This is a genomic window from Micromonospora sp. NPDC048930 (genome assembly GCF_043197935.1).
Taxonomy (GTDB): Bacteria; Actinomycetota; Actinomycetes; order Mycobacteriales; family Micromonosporaceae; genus Micromonospora.
In genome coordinates this window covers 1-13304 of the sequence record NZ_JBICUB010000033.1, presented here as the reverse complement: position 1 = coordinate 13304, position 13304 = coordinate 1, and the positions used below count along the sequence as shown (strand labels likewise).

General features: G+C 70.4%; 18 protein-coding genes. 14 read left to right on the top strand and 4 right to left on the bottom strand.

Going from position 1 to position 13304, the window contains the following annotated elements; genetic code table 11:
- Positions 1-33 precede the first annotated feature (33 nt).
- Genes ACGFI9_RS37185 through ACGFI9_RS37165 form a run of 5 tightly spaced genes read left to right on the top strand, consistent with a single transcriptional unit; the run spans position 34 to position 5998 of the window.
- Positions 34-1995: a phage tail tape measure protein gene (locus ACGFI9_RS37185; RefSeq protein WP_393185787.1), complete on the top strand. Its 1962-nt coding sequence runs from the start codon at positions 34-36 to the stop codon at positions 1993-1995.
- Between the two features lie 15 nt (positions 1996-2010).
- Positions 2011-4185, top strand: coding sequence for a hypothetical protein (locus ACGFI9_RS37180; protein ID WP_393185785.1), 2175 nt, complete (start codon positions 2011-2013; stop codon positions 4183-4185).
- Between the two features lie 10 nt (positions 4186-4195).
- Positions 4196-4648: a hypothetical protein gene (locus ACGFI9_RS37175; RefSeq protein ID WP_393185784.1), complete on the top strand. Its 453-nt coding sequence runs from the start codon at positions 4196-4198 to the stop codon at positions 4646-4648.
- On the top strand, positions 4648-5553 hold the full coding sequence (locus ACGFI9_RS37170) for a hypothetical protein (protein ID WP_393185782.1): 906 nt from the start codon (positions 4648-4650) through the stop codon (positions 5551-5553). Before ACGFI9_RS37175 ends, ACGFI9_RS37170 begins: the two co-directional genes overlap by 1 nt.
- Before the next feature lies 1 nt (position 5554).
- A complete protein-coding gene (locus tag ACGFI9_RS37165) occupies positions 5555-5998 on the top strand; it encodes a hypothetical protein (RefSeq protein ID WP_393185780.1) in 444 nt (147 codons plus the stop codon).
- Between the two features lie 9 nt (positions 5999-6007).
- Here the strand turns inward: ACGFI9_RS37165 and ACGFI9_RS37160 are convergent, their stop codons facing one another.
- Positions 6008-6325, bottom strand: a complete 318-nt coding sequence (locus ACGFI9_RS37160; RefSeq protein ID WP_393185778.1) for a hypothetical protein — start codon at positions 6323-6325, stop codon at positions 6008-6010.
- A 29-nt stretch (positions 6326-6354) separates the two neighbouring features.
- On the opposite strand from ACGFI9_RS37160, the gene ACGFI9_RS37155 reads away from it, so the two are divergent.
- Positions 6355-6714: a hypothetical protein gene (locus tag ACGFI9_RS37155; protein ID WP_393185776.1), complete on the top strand. Its 360-nt coding sequence runs from the start codon at positions 6355-6357 to the stop codon at positions 6712-6714.
- A gap of 109 nt (positions 6715-6823) precedes the next feature.
- Here the strand turns inward: ACGFI9_RS37155 and ACGFI9_RS37150 are convergent, their stop codons facing one another.
- Positions 6824-7030, bottom strand: a complete 207-nt coding sequence (locus ACGFI9_RS37150) for a hypothetical protein (RefSeq protein WP_393185774.1) — start codon at positions 7028-7030, stop codon at positions 6824-6826.
- A gap of 91 nt (positions 7031-7121) precedes the next feature.
- On the opposite strand from ACGFI9_RS37150, the gene ACGFI9_RS37145 reads away from it, so the two are divergent.
- From ACGFI9_RS37145 to ACGFI9_RS37130, 4 genes are all read left to right on the top strand, one after another.
- Positions 7122-7547, top strand: coding sequence for a hypothetical protein (locus ACGFI9_RS37145; RefSeq protein WP_393185772.1), 426 nt, complete (start codon positions 7122-7124; stop codon positions 7545-7547).
- Between the two features lie 12 nt (positions 7548-7559).
- Positions 7560-8360 carry an ABC transporter permease gene (locus tag ACGFI9_RS37140; RefSeq protein ID WP_393185770.1) on the top strand — a complete coding sequence of 267 codons (801 nt, stop codon included), beginning with the start codon at positions 7560-7562 and terminating at the stop codon, positions 8358-8360.
- The gene (locus ACGFI9_RS37135) at positions 8357-10387 is read left to right on the top strand and encodes an AAA family ATPase (RefSeq protein ID WP_393185768.1); all 2031 of its coding nucleotides are present in this window, start codon (positions 8357-8359) and stop codon (positions 10385-10387) included. The genes ACGFI9_RS37140 and ACGFI9_RS37135 overlap by 4 nt, the downstream gene beginning before the upstream one ends.
- Positions 10388-10481: 94 nt before the next feature.
- Entirely contained in the window at positions 10482-10718 is a 237-nt protein-coding gene (locus ACGFI9_RS37130; protein WP_393185766.1) for a hypothetical protein, read from the top strand.
- Positions 10719-10774: 56 nt separating this feature from the next.
- On the opposite strand, the gene ACGFI9_RS37125 is transcribed toward ACGFI9_RS37130, so the two are convergent.
- On the bottom strand, positions 10775-10954 hold the full coding sequence (locus tag ACGFI9_RS37125; protein WP_393185765.1) for a DUF397 domain-containing protein: 180 nt from the start codon (positions 10952-10954) through the stop codon (positions 10775-10777).
- Positions 10955-11257: 303 nt separating this feature from the next.
- On the bottom strand, positions 11258-11458 hold the full coding sequence (locus tag ACGFI9_RS37120; RefSeq protein ID WP_393185763.1) for a hypothetical protein: 201 nt from the start codon (positions 11456-11458) through the stop codon (positions 11258-11260).
- Positions 11459-11672: 214 nt separating this feature from the next.
- Here ACGFI9_RS37120 and ACGFI9_RS37115 point away from each other — a divergent pair, with 214 nt between their 5' ends.
- From ACGFI9_RS37115 to ACGFI9_RS37100, 4 genes are all read left to right on the top strand, one after another.
- Positions 11673-11900, top strand: coding sequence for a winged helix-turn-helix domain-containing protein (locus ACGFI9_RS37115; protein WP_393185761.1), 228 nt, complete (start codon positions 11673-11675; stop codon positions 11898-11900).
- Between the two features lie 66 nt (positions 11901-11966).
- Positions 11967-12371: a GntR family transcriptional regulator gene (locus tag ACGFI9_RS37110; protein ID WP_393185759.1), complete on the top strand. Its 405-nt coding sequence runs from the start codon at positions 11967-11969 to the stop codon at positions 12369-12371.
- Between the two features lie 265 nt (positions 12372-12636).
- Complete coding sequence (locus ACGFI9_RS37105) at positions 12637-12825, top strand: hypothetical protein (protein ID WP_393185757.1); 189 nt, start codon at positions 12637-12639, stop codon at positions 12823-12825.
- A gap of 53 nt (positions 12826-12878) precedes the next feature.
- Entirely contained in the window at positions 12879-13163 is a 285-nt protein-coding gene (locus ACGFI9_RS37100; RefSeq protein WP_393185755.1) for a hypothetical protein, read from the top strand.
- The last annotated feature ends 141 nt before the right edge of the window (positions 13164-13304 follow it).

The window sequence follows — 13304 nt, the reverse complement described above, 5'->3', positions numbered from 1 at the left end:
GACCTTACTACGCGCTGTCAAGGGAGGGTAGGCATGGCGTTGAAGCTCGGCGAGTTGGTCGCCTACCTGAAGGCCGACGACACCCACCTTGCCCGCGGCATCAAGGCCGCCCAGGACAAGATGCGGCAGGCCGGCCAGAAGGCCAAGGAGTACGCCCCCGTCATGGGCGCCGCGATGGCCGCCGGCATCGGAGCCGGCCTGCTCCAGGGCATGGACCTGGAGGCCGCGCGGGCGAAGCTGTCCGCGCAGGTCGGTGACCCGGCGCTCGCCGATCGGCTCGGCAAGGCCGCAGGTGCCGTCTACGGCCGCGGCTTCGGCGAGTCCGCCACCGACGCGATGCTCGCCGCCCGGTCCGTGATGCAGGCCGGCCTCCTGCCGAAGAACGCCGACGCGGCCATCATCGAGGACCTGACCGTCAAGGCGCAGACGTTGGCGCAGGTCTTCGGCCTCGACGTCACCCAGGCCGCCCGCGCGGCCGGGCAGATGGTGCGGACCGGGCTGGCCAAGAACGCCAGCGAGGCGTTCGACATCATCACCAAGACCATGCAGGTGACCGGCGACCAGGCCGACGACCTCCTCGACACCATCACCGAGTACTCCACCCAGTTCCGCGAGGTCGGCATTTCCGGCCCCAAGGCGATGGGCATGCTGGCCCAGGCTTCCCGGGCCGGTGCGCGGGACCTGGACACGGTCGCGGATGCCATCAAGGAGTTCGCCATCCGGTCGCAGGATGGGTCCGCCACGAGCGCCGCGGCCTTCAAGTCGATCGGCCTCAACGCCAAGGAGATGACGGCAACCTTCGCCAAGGGCGGCCCCGAGGCGGACAAGGCCATGTCGCTCGTGCTGTCCCGACTGAAGGAGATGAAGGACCCGGTCGAGCAGCGTGCCGCCGCCGTCGCTCTCTTCGGCGCCAAGGCCGAGGACCTCGGTGACGCCCTCTACGCGATCGACCCAACGACCGCCGTCGCTGGCCTCGGTGACCTCAAGGACGCGACGAAGAAGGCCGGGGACGCCCTGGAGAACAGCGGCGCCCAAAAGCTGGAGGCCTTCAAGCGCAAGGCTCAGCAAGCCCTGGTCGAGAAGCTGTCCGAGGCACTACCGACCCTGGAGAAGGTCGGCGGCTGGCTGGACAAGCACAAGTCCATCGTCGGCCCGCTGGCGACCGGTCTCGGTGTCCTCGCCGTGGTCATCGGCGTCGTCCTCGGCGTCTACAAGGTGTGGATCGCCTTGCAGACGGCCCTGAACATCGTGATGATGCTCAACCCCATCGGGCTGATCGTCCTCGCCGTTATCGGCCTAATTCTGATCATCGTCGGGCTGTGGCTGAAATTCGAAGGCTTCCGCAATTTCTGGAAGAAGACGTGGGAAGTCATCAAGGAGTCCGCGCTCGCGGTGTGGGATTTCATCGTCGCCGCCGCGAAGCTGTGGTGGAAGACCTTCTCCGGCTTCTGGACCGGTGTCGGCCGGTTCTTTGTGAAGTTGTGGGGCGGCATCGTCGACGGTGTGAAGTCGGCGTGGGGCTGGATCACCGACAAATTCGATGCGGTGGTCAAGTTCGTATCCGGGCTTCCAAAGCGGATCGGTAAGGCCGCGAGCGGAATGTGGGACGGCATCAAGAACGCCTTTAAGAGCGCCGTCAACTGGATCATCCGGAAATGGAATGACCTCAGCTTCCGTATCCCCGGCATCTCGGTGCCCGGGCTCGGCCAGGTCTGGGGTGGGGCGACGCTTTCGACACCGAATCTCCCGATGCTGGCCAAGGGCGGCAACATCCTGAACTCCGGCATGGCCATCGTTGGCGAGGCGGGGCCGGAGCTGGTGCACCTCGGCCGCGGTGCCACCGTCCAGCCGCTCCCTGCCGGGGGCGGTGGGCACGCTGAGATGCGGCTGACTGGCGAGTTCCGGGTCCGCGGCGGGGACCTGGTTCTGGTGCTTCGGGACCAGGTCGCCGGCCGAGGCGGCAACGTCCAGCAGGTCATCGGCAGCAACTACTAAGAGAGGGGCGAGGGGGTGTCGTACGCGACCGGGGACAGCTTGAAGGTGCGGATTCGGATCGCATTCGGTGCCTCCATCGCCGCCGACCCGGCCACGTGGGTGTGGACGGACGTGACCAGTTGGTGGCACGTCGACGACGACGTGCAAATCTCCTGGGGACGGTCGTCGGGCGCGGAGCAGGCCGAGAGGTCCACGCTAGCTCTGACGCTGAAGAACACGGACGGCCGGTTCACGGCGATGGACCCCCGGTCGCCGTACTGGCCGAACGTCCGTAAGTGGACCCCGATCAGCCTCGACATTGACCTCGGGGATGGGGTCGGCTGGCGGAACCGGTTCTCCGGGTTCGTGCGGCAGTGGCCGTTGACCTGGCCCGGGGCATCGTCCCGGATGGCTCTCGCAAAGATCGAGGCGTGGGGGGTGCTGGGCCGGCTCGCTCGTGGGAAGCCGCCCGCCCGGTCACCGATGCGCCGCACCATCGCCGCCACCAACCCGGTCGCCTACTGGCCCGCCGAGGACGGAGCCACCGCCCAACAGGCCAGCGCCGGCCTCCCCGGCGGCAACCCCCTCCTCATCACCGGCACCGTGGATATCCAGTCGTCCGGCGACTACAACGCCAACGGCTTCCGCTACGGCACATCCACCCTCGTGGACGTGTCCCTCGGCGCCAGCCTCAGCGCAACCCTGAGCGCCGACGCGGCGGCCGCCACCCAGTCCGCGTGGACCGTGCACGTCTTCGGGTGGTTCGACGTCGACGTCGCATCCGGCGACATCGTGCTGATGGAGTGGACCACGCCCGGCGGCACGTACGAGCGCTGGCAGCTGGTGGCGCAAAAAGCCGCGCTGCACACCCAGGTGATCGGATACAACGCGGCCGGCGCGGCCACCGTGCTGGTCGATCGCAACGGCGTGCTGGGTGGATTCCGCACCTGGGCGGTCAGCGCCGTGCAATCCGGGAGCCTGGTCAACATCACGTACCGGCTCGACGACCTAGCCGCGGTCGGCGCGTCGGTGACCGCCACCCTGACCGGCGTCACATCGGTCACGGTCAACCCGACCGGTGCCACCGCCACCCAGCCGATGCCGTTCGGCCACCTGGCCGTCTGGGACCAGGCGGATTTCTCGTACGGCAACGTCGTCGTGGTCGACTCCTACGGCGGCGGCGTTTACCCGGCCTACCTGTCGTACCGTGGCGAGGCGGCCACCAACCGACTGGCCCGGCTCGCCGCCGAGGACAAGGTGCCTCTGGCTGCGATCCCTGCGGTCGACGCGGACGCCGTGACCCGGATGGGCTCGCAGAAGCCCGGCACGCCGCTGGAGCTCTACCAGCAGGTCGAGAGCGCCGACGTGGGCTTGCTGTACGAGTCGGGTTTCGGCCTTGGCTATCTGCCTCGCGCTGCGCGCTACAACGCCCCGGTGGCCCTGACCATCAACGGCGACGCCGGGCAGCTCAGCACTCCCTTCGAGCCGGTTGACGACGACCAGCAGTTGCGCAACGTGTGGACGATCGAGCGGGATGAAGGGGCGTCGGCGGTGGCCGCCGACGATCAGTCGGTCGACCTCCAAGGCGAGATCGAGGCGTCGGTGACGCTCAACCTGGCCGATGACACCGGACTGACGGATCAGGCGTGGTGGCGGCTGCACCTGACCACCGTCCAGGAGCCCCGCTACCCAGCCTTGTCCATCAACCTGGCTACGCATCCTGAGCTGGCCGCCGCGTGGTGCGGCTGCCGGCCCGGCTCCCGGGTCCAGGTCATCAACCCGCCCGCCCAGAACGTGCCCGGCACCGTCGACCAGCTGGTGGTGGGCGCGACGGAAACGTACCGCGGACGCCGCTCGTGGAAGGCCACCCTCAACGTCGTGCCGGCGGCCCCGTGGCAGGTGGCGACAGCGGACGGGGAACAGCGGGCGGCCGCTGACGGGACGACGCTGACTGCGGGGATCTCCGCGACCGACACCGCGATCCCGATCACGTCGACGGCGGCGAACGGCCGGTGGACCACCGACGCGAGCGACTTCCCGATGGACATCCTCGTCGGTGGTGAGCTCGTCCGGCTCGCGAGCATCACGGGCACCGGGCTCAGTCAGACAGCGACGGTCGTGCCGGGCGGACGGGCGCTCAACGGCGTCACGCGGTCCTGGGCAGCAGGCACCCCGGTGGATGTGTGGCAACCAGCGATTTCGCCCCTGTAGGAGGAGCCCTGTGGAGCTGATCCAGTCCGGCGCTCGATTGACGCCAGCCCGGCTTAACTTCGGCGAGAACGGCACCAAGGTGTTCGCCACGACCGGCACGATGTCGTCGGCTACGTACGTGGACCTGCCGGGGCTGTCGGCTACGTCGTTCCCGGTCAAGAAGTGGGCGACGTCGTCGAAGCTGTACGTCACGATGCGGTTCGAAGCCTTCAGCAGCGCCGCGTCGACGGGGCTGCGTCTCGGGGTGCGAATCAACGGGGTCGACTACGACGTGGCCTACCAGTACTTCACCTCGGCAAACATCTACGTGCCGTTCTCTGGTTGGGCGTACGTGGCGTCCGGGTTGGCCGCCGGCACGTACACCGTTCAGGCCCGCTGGAAGGTGGCGACCGGCCCGGGCGTGATCAACACCCACAACGCGATTTCGGAGCTGGACATGGGCGTACGAGAGGTGGCGGCCTGATGTCGTACACCGACTACCAGCGCTGGATCTCCCGGGGCCGCCCGTTCCGGCTGATGACCCCGGCCGCCAACCTGCGGGACCTGCTCCGCCGGTACGGGTACACCGTCTACGACATCGGTAACGAGTCGCACCTGACGCACGAGCCGCCCGAGGATCACACCCCGTACTCGGAGACCAGTTACCCGGGTGACTCGGTCTACGGGGTGGGGTACGCGATCGACATCATGCCGCCGCCGGCCGGCTCGGGGCTGCCGTCGCTGCAGCTGCTCGGTGCCCGGCTCCTGGCCGACCGCAAGGCGGGCGTGCCGGGGATCCGGTGGCTGAAGTACATGAACTGGGAGCCGGAGCGGAACAACGGCGGGGACTGCTGGCACGAGTCGTGGCAGCCGAACTACGCCCGCCGCTCGTCGAGCGACCGCGGGCACATCCACCTGTCCGGGCTGACCGGCTACGAGTCCAGCACCATCGGCGCCGGGTACGACCCGGTCGCCCGCATCCGAGGAGGGTCCGACGACATGAGCGAGCAGGCGGAGAACGAGATCCACCAGGTGTACGTCGGCCTGTTCAACGGCGGGTCGAGCATGGGCCGCCGGGTCGATCCCGACGGGGCCGGCGCGCTCCCGAGCAGCAACAGCCTCGTCGCGAAGTTGGACTACCTCCTGGCCCGGCTCGACGGCGTCGCCGCCGGCGTCGCCAGCCTGGCCGGAAAGGACTGGACGGACGAGCCGGCCATCATCGCCGGGGTCCTCGCCGGACTGTCCCCGCAGCTGCTCGGGGAGGCGCTCAAGGCCGCGGGCCTCACGCCCGAGGCGTTCGCCGCCGCGGTGCCGCCAGAGATGGCGAAGCAGGTCGTCGACGAGCTGCTCGCCCGGCTCAACGCCGGCACCACCTCACAGGCCGGCTGAGGTGGGCTGGGACCCGGCGGTCATCGGCACCACCATCACTGCCGGGTCCGCCCTGGCCGGCACCCTGACCGGCTTGTGGCTGGGCCGCAGGCAGCGCCGCGCCACCCTCGCCGACCTGGAGACCAACATCGCCGAGCGGCTGATGACCCGCATGGACAAGGAGCTCGCGGACGCCCTCGCCGACGTGGACCGGCTCCGCACCGAGGTGGACAGCTTGCGCCGGCGGCTGGACGCTCAGGAGGCGCGGGAGCGGGAGCTGCTCGCCGAGCTGGCGACGGTACGCGGCGAGCGGGACCGGGCGCGTGGTGAGGCTACCCAGCTCCGCGCGCAGCTCGCCGCGAAGGAGGCCGAGCTGGCGGCCCGCGTCGCTGAGGTGACCGACCTGAAATCGCTGATCGCCCACGGGCAGGCCGCCGCGTCTGGTGGGCCTGCCACCACTCGCTGACCGGGGCCGCTACTCCAGGTCGTAGCGGATACCGATCCGCTCCTGCCGTTCCCGCACCAGCGCCGCGTGTTCGACGGCCACCTCCATGTCCGCGCCGGCCGCGCGGAGCAGCTCCACGGTCGGCCCGCCCAGGCCACGCGGGTCCGCCATCGCGGTGCCGGCCTCGATGCCGAGCAGCTCCGGTTCGGTGGTCACCGCCCGCACCGCGGCGATGGCCTCCTCGCGGGGCTTGTCCCGGTCGGTGCCGATGCCGTAGCGGCCGGCCACGCCGGACAGCTCGGCCAACACGATCCGCTGCCATCGAGGCAGCCCAGGCACATTCGCCATCCCCCGACCGTACCCAGGAGGCCCCTACCATGCCCGACAAGTGGTCTGCTCGCATCCGCACCCTCTGGCCCATGCTGCTCGGCTACCTCGCCGCGCAGCTGCTCGACGTCGGCGCGCCGGTCGCCGCCTGGGCGCACACCACCCTCGGCGTCACCGTCACCGAGCAGCAGGTCGCCGCAGCACTCGGCGTGGTCCTCGGCTACGCCGTCTACGAGGCTGGCCGCTGGTTGGAGCGCCGAGCCGGTACCGGCCGCCTGGCGGAGGCGGCCCGCCTCGTCGGCCGGCTGCTGCTGTCCCTGGGCTTGACGACCGGTCAGCCGGTGTACGCGCTGCCGGGTCAGCGGGTGCGGGTGCTTGGCAGTGACGGGAGCATGCGGCCTCCCCGGTAGGATCGGCGCTGCGGCGCACGCCTGGATGGATCCCCGGGCAGCGCCGACCAAGACAGCAAACGGCCCCGCTCTCCTTCGGGAGGGCGGGGCCGCTTTCGCGTGTCTGGGGTCAGGCGCCGGTGGCTTTGGCCTCGACGGCGCTGCGACGCAGCTGGTAGTCGCCACGTGAGCTGAGGGGCTTGTGCCTCCAGCCGGTGCCGGGCTCGCCCCACTCCTTCAGTCGGCGGTCGGGGTCGGAGAGGGACCGGAGCACGGTCGCCCGGGAGACACCCAGGAGTTGCGCTGCCTCGTTGGGGCTCATCCACTCATCCGCCACGCCGAGATGATCGCACGTTCGCCGCTGCCGGGTCACTGCGGGCGCGCGTCTCGGTTGCTTCTATCGCTTCTATTGCTTCAAACTGATCAGCATGCGCCAGACTCGACCCCACCTCCCCGCGCCCCGCCGGACTCTGGAACGGCGCGTCACCGGCACTCCCGAGCACGTTGCCGCGACGGTCCGGAGACTGCGCTCCAGCGGCCGCCTCCTCGCCATGACCGAGCCCCGCCAGGCCACCGACGGCCGGATCTGGGTCGACGTCCGTTTCCTTGAGGGAACCCGGACCGCCGCACCGGCTCGCCGGCGCCGCTGGCCGATCGCCGCGGCCGCCGCCGGCGGTGTCGCCGTCGCGGGCGTGGGCGTGTACGCGCTCGTGCAGCTGGTCAACGCCGCGATCCGGGCGCTGCCGTACATCGGCGGCGGGCTGCTGCTGCTCGCCCTGGCCGCCCTGCTCTCCCCCGCCCGGCAGCGCGTGGTCTGCGTGACCATGCACGGCCCCGGCTGCCGCCACCACTGACGGAGGACCCTGATGACCGCACCCACGATCAACGGCACGAAGTACCCGCAGCCGGTAGACGCGCTCCTGCCGGCAGCCCGCAAGCTCGTCGACGAGCTCGGCGAGGTTCCGTCGCGGAACCGGCTGATGCGCGAGTACCGCATCGGTGCTCCGAAGGCCGACGAGCTACGGACGCTGCTGCTCCAGCCACCCGCCCCGGCCTCCACCGAGCCGGCAGAGGACCCGTGGCTGCACGCCGAGCCGATCGGCCCGAACCCGCTGCCCGCCCCCCTCGCACCCGAACCCACCCCGGTCGCCGCGCCCACGCCGGCTGTGACGGCCGTGGAGCGGTCCGCCGAGGTCACGGCACCCGGTCACCCGGGTACGCCGGCCACGGCCGCCACGGGCCGCCGGGCGGTTGCCTGGCCGGTGGTGCTGCTCGCCCTGCCCGCGTTCGTGGCCATCTGGTCCGGGTGGGTCGGACTCGGCGGACTCACCGGATTCGGGGTGGTGCACCCGCTACCCGGTATCGCCGACGGAGTGAGCCTGAACACCGCGATCACCCTGCCGATCGGGGTGGAGACGTACGGCGCGTACGCCCTCTACGTGTGGCTATCCGGGCGGGTGCCGGACCGGGCCCGCCGGTTCGCCAAGTACTCGGCCATCGGGTCGCTGGCGATCGGGTCGCTTGGCCAGATCGCCTACCACCTGCTTGTCGCCCCGCCGACCGGTGCGCCGTGGTGGATCACCACCGCCGTGTCGGTACTGCCGGTCCTGGTGCTCGGCATGGGCGCCGCACTTGCCCACCTCGTGCGAGAGGATCCCGCCCGATGACGGACCTGACCCACCTGGACGACGCCGAGACCGTCGCCATCGAAGCCACCCGCGAGGGCGGCCCCGTCGACCAGCCTCACAAGACCACGTTCGCCGACATCACCACCAGCCGGCACGTCCGGCCCATCGTCCCCGCCTCGCTGCGGTCCGCTGCCGGCCGCCGCGCCCTGGTCGTCGACACCGGCCGTCTCGCCGTGCACGCCGCCGGCTTCCACCTCGTACGGCTGCCGCTGTACCTCGGCCGCATCGCCGTCTACGCCCCCCGCGGAGTGGTCCGTACCGCCTGGCGTATCGGCCACTGGGCGGCCGCCGAGGAGGGCAACTGGCACCTGCGCCAGCAGGCCGCCAACAGCAACGACCCCAACGTGTGGCTCCAGCTCGACGCGCGCCGCCAGCGGCAGTCCTCGTGGCGATGGCCGCTCGTGCTCACCCTCGGCTTCGCCGTCGCCGTCTCGGGCGCCGTGTTCGCCCGCTTCGCCCCCGGCGGCAAGTGGGCGCTCGTGGCGGCGCTGTTCCTGCTGGCCGGGTGGCTCGGCCGGCCGGCGGACAAGCCCATCGTCGACCGGGTCACGCTGGGAGGTCGGTTCATTCGCCTCACCGCCGAACTCACCCGCGAGGCCCTCGTGGCGTGTGGCGCCGGGATCAAGGACGGCAGCCAGGTGGCCTTCAATCGGGAGATCTACCGAGACGGTCCCGGCCACACCGCCGTGGTCTCCCTGCCCTCGGGTGTCATCGCCACGGACGTGATCGATAAGCGGGAGTACCTGGCGGCCGGCTTCCGACTGCCGCTCGACCAGGTGTGGCCGGACCCCGTCGACGGCGAGCACCCCGGCGTGCTGTCGATCTGGGTGGCCGACAAGCCCGTGTCCGCGATGCGACAGCCCGCCTGGCCGCTGCTCGCCGGAGGCGAGGCCGACTTCTTCGGGGAGCTGCCGTACGGCTTCGACGTGCGGATGCGCCCCGTCTCGTGGGTGCTGGCCGAACGGAACAGCCTGTTCGGTGGAGTGCCCGGCTCCGGGAAGACCCTCGCCGCCCGCACCGTGGCCGCCGGCGCCGCCCTGGACCCCCTCGTCGTGTTCCTCATCAGCGAGTTGAAGGGCTCCGGCGACCTGGACGCCTTCGAGCCGCTGTGTCCCGAGGGCATGTACGTGTCCGGCGCCGATGAGCGGTCGCTGCACCGCACCATCGAGATCCTGGAGTACCTGCTCCAGGAGTGCGAGACCCGGGGCCCGCTGATCCGCGGCTGGGTGGCCCGCGGCTACGGCAAGGACAACAAGCTCAACCGGCGGATCGCCGAGGCGGACCCTCGGCTGCGCCCGCTCGTGGCCATCTTCGACGAGGTTCAGGAGCTCATCACCCACAAGGAGCTGGGGAAGGTCGCGGCCGCGATGCTGACCAGCATCATCAAGCGGGGCCGCTCCCTGGGTATCCACCTGATCCTGTCGACGCAGCGCATCGACAAGGAGTCCATCCCGAAGGCGATCAGCTCAAACGTCGTGAACCGCGTGGCCCTGGCGGTGACCAGCCACATCGAGACGGACCTGATCCTGGGCACCGGCGCGTACTCGCGTGGCGCCCGACCCACCGCGTTCCGGCCGGGCCGTGACGCAGGCTGGGGCTGCGTGACCGGTCTCGTCCAGCCGGTGCGGGCCGCCTACCTCGACAACGACGCGGTCAAGGCGATCGTCGGCCGGGCGGTCGAGCTGCGCGCCGGGATGACCGCCCCGACCGCGGAACGCGTGCGGGCGTACAACCTTGCCGAGGATGTTCGCCAGGTGTGGCCAGCCGGCCAGTCCGGGGTCTGGCTGATCGATCTGCTCCAGCTGCTGCAGGGCCTGCGGCCAGACGTGTACGGCGACCTGGACCCGACCGCTCTGGGTGCTGCGCTGCGGGCCGCCGGGGTGGAGGTGGTGAAGCTCCACCGCAAGATCGAAGGCAAGGGGCACACCCGTCCGGGCGTCCGCCTCGAAGCGGTCACCGCCGTGCTCGAAGCCGCCGATCCGGCTATCGGGGCTATCGGCCGATAGCCGGGCGGCTATCGGCTCTGACCTGCGGAGATAGCCGGGATAGCCGATAGCCGCCCCACCCTCACAAGCTCGGATTCTGGCCCTGGAGGCTGCTGTGACCCTCGCGTTGACCGCTATCGCCGCCGCGGTGCTCCTGGCCGCCGGCTACTACGTTGAGTGCGCCGTCTTCCCCTGGGGGAAGTGCCTGAAGTGTGAGGGCAACGGCAAGAAGATGTCCCCGGCGGGGAAGCACTGGCGGCCGTGCCGCCGCTGTAAGGGCGCCGGCCGGAGGCTGCGGGTGGGCCGCCGGGTGTGGAACTTCGTCCAGCGTCGCCGCCAGGCCGGCCAGTAGCCCAGACGCAGAGACGCCCCCGGCCAGCGCGGCCGGGGGCGTCTTCGTCGTGCGGGTCAGACCTCGCCGTCGCGGATCTTCTCCCGGAGGGTGTCCCACTCGCCCGCGGTGAGCACCGCTACGCCGTCGGGGCGCTCGCTGCTGCGCAGGTACACCATGTCGCCATCGGTCGCGATCTCCGGGCAGTTCGGCCCGCTGTTGTCGCAGCGCAGGGTCTTCCAGTTGAGCTCGCTCATCTCGCTCCTCGCTATTTGATCGGCCGCTGTGGGCCGGGGATCTGCGGGGGTGGTGTTCGGCGGCGGGCCTGGTACTCGGCGAGAACCTGACGCGCCGCGGTTCCGGTCTCGCAGCGGCCGGCGGCGCAGTCCCGGCACCGGTCCGCGTTGTGCACCTCGGCGATGAGCGAAGCGACGGCCACGTCCCCGCGCTGTCCGAGATCATCTTGCATGGCGGTCACGACAGCCGCCCGACGATCCGAGCGGCCATGAGGGGCAGGACGAGGCCGGCAACGATCAGGCCGGGCAGCATCTGCCGAGGCGTCATCGCTGGCCGCCTCCTCGCTTCATCTGCCCAGGCGTCACCAGCGGCGACACCGTGGGGATCAGGGTGGGCCCGTTCCAGTCTGGGCGGGCGGCCCGTTCGGACAGGTACGCGCCGCCGTGGTGGGGGTAGACGGTGGCGGGGCCGGTCTGGTCGACCTGTTGGTCGGGTCGACGGCGGCGCCAGAAACGCCTGAGCATCGGTGGCCTCCTCGCGGTGGAGGTGAGGCCGGGCGGGGGAGTGAAGTCCGGGGGGACCGCCAGTCCCCCGCCCGGCGGGGAGGTCCTCGGTGCTGACGAAGGTGGCCTCCCTTATCTGGCAACTTAGAGTGCAGAGCATGCAGAGTCAACACAGCATGCACAGAGTGCAACGTTGGGTGTCACGATCGAGGGGCTGACGAGAGGTGGCCCCGCCGTGCCCCGACGACCCGTGTACGAGCAGGTGATCGACGACGTGACCGCGTCGATCCGGTCCGGCCAGCTACGGCCGGGCGACAAGCTCCCGTCCATCGCCGAGCTGTGCGAGCAGTACGAGGCGTCCGCGACGCCGATCCGGCTGGCGCTGCGGATCCTCGACGAGCGGGGCTGGATCGAGGTGCACCAGGGGCGGGGGAGCTTCGTGGCCGCCAACCCGCCGGAGTGAGTGAACGGGTCCACCGGTCCACCTGTCCACCCGGCGGGTACTCCACCCGTTCATAGCGTCCGGCGTGTGGTTGATCCCCGCTCCGACGTGCCCGCGTGGAAGCAGCTCGCCGCGCTGATGCGTGCCCGGATTGAGTCCGGGGAGTGGGCGCCGGGCTCGCTGCTGCCACCGCAGCAGCGGATCGGCCACGAGCACGGTGTCGGGAAGGCGACCGTTGAGCAGGCGGTGCGTAGCCTCCGCGCCGAGGGCCTGATCGACCTGGAGCGGGGTATCGGACTACGCGTGCGGGAGCCGATCGAGCGCAAGCGGGTGGCAGTGCCGCGAGGGTCGGTCGTGCGGTCGCGGATGCCGACGCCGGAGGAGCGGGCCGACTTGGGCATCCCGGAGGGTGTGCCCGTCATGGTGGTCATCGTCGGTGGTCGGGAGCGGGGGCCGTATCCGGCTGATCGGGTGGATCTGACCGTCTCATGATCGACGATCTTGTGGCGTTCGAACGCCTGTTCGATCAACTTTCGGCCTGCAAGTAGCGCGTCGCATTTTGCAGATCGCGCTAAGTGATCTTCTGGCCACGGGATTTACTCCGGGTTTGTATGCATCTTCCGCACACCCGTAATCGTTGTACCCCTCGCGTCCAGTGATCCTCTGCGACATCATGACTGCCTGTCCGCGACGGCGCTCCTGGGGAGCAAACCGTTACGGATGACTGGACCAACGACGCCTACCGGGGGGAGGCAGCGTGCGAGACAGCGCCATCGCCGTGCGCAACGCGACTCTCGCCGCGCTCTCCGCCACCGGACAGGCCGGCAACCAATTCGCCGCCCCACCCGGCCTGCCGACCGTCGCTGACCGTCTCGGGCAGATCCTGCCCCGATCTGACCCTGCCGCCGGGCACCCGGCCCGATGCGCGCGTCCGCCCGCCGGCTGAAGACCCCCGACCGCCCCGCCCCCGCTCAGCACAACGGCACGAGGAGAACCCCCATGCACCACCGCAAGATGATCATCGCCGGCTGCGTCGCAGGAGTCGCCGCCCTGGCGCTGATCGCCGTCCTGGCCTTCGCCGCCTATCGCGCCGGAGCCGAGCCGCTGACCACCCGGTTCGCCGTCCTCTGCGTGGCGGACATCGTGCTATGGATCACCAGCATCAGGCTTATCGGCGACGGGATCACTGGCCAGCGGATCGAGCGGCGCACCTCGGGCCATGTCGAGGGCGTTCGGGAGACTGTCGACAGGCTTGCAGCTGCTCTGCCGAAGGCTGCTCGGTAGGCCGCCCTGTCCCCATCGTGTCCCCACACGAAGAGAAACGCCCCGCCGGATGATCTCCGGTGGGGCGTTTTCCCTGCTAGCCCGGCGAAAGGCTATGTGGCCAGGGGCGGGGTCGAACCGCCGACCTTCCGATTTTCAGTC